This is a genomic window from Paraburkholderia sp. SIMBA_054 (assembly GCF_046534875.1).
GTDB lineage: Bacteria > Pseudomonadota > Gammaproteobacteria > Burkholderiales > Burkholderiaceae > Paraburkholderia > Paraburkholderia hospita.
Genome location: NZ_JAWRXV010000238.1, coordinates 1 through 482, shown reverse-complemented (window position 1 = coordinate 482; position 482 = coordinate 1). Strand labels below are relative to the sequence as shown.

Here is a 482-nt window from a genome sequence, read left to right as displayed (position 1 = left end):
CGGGCCGGCTCTGCAAATTCTCCTCGATCGACGTGAGATGCCCGGTCAGATCGCAATGACGCTCCACGGTGACGAGCTTGCGCGCCATCGGCAGAAAATCCAGAGCTCGTCGCAGATTGTCTCCTACCGCACCTTTGATTTCGTCTGCATGTGCGACGATGCCATCTAGCGACTCGAATTGCGACAGCCATTTGAGCGCGGTTTTCGGCCCGCATTTCTCGACGCCGGGCACGTTGTCGACGGTATCGCCGATCAACGACAGGTAGTCGACAATGCGCTCCGGGGGGACGCCGAACTTCGCAAGAACGCCGGCGCGGTCGAGTTTTTCGTTGGTCATCGTATTGATGAGGGTGACATGATCCGACACGAGCTGCGCCAGATCCTTGTCCCCGGTCGACACGATCACGTTCATGCCGCGCTTTTCCGCCTCGGTGGAAAGCGTGCCGATCACGTCGTCGGCTTCCACGCCGTCGATCATCAGA

1 protein-coding gene is annotated in these 482 nt (G+C 59.5%); it reads right to left on the bottom strand.

Annotated elements, in window-relative coordinates:
- Positions 1-482 (bottom strand): 5'-3' exonuclease H3TH domain-containing protein (locus tag SB822_RS54940; protein ID WP_410858827.1); only part of this gene is annotated, 482 nt, incomplete at both ends.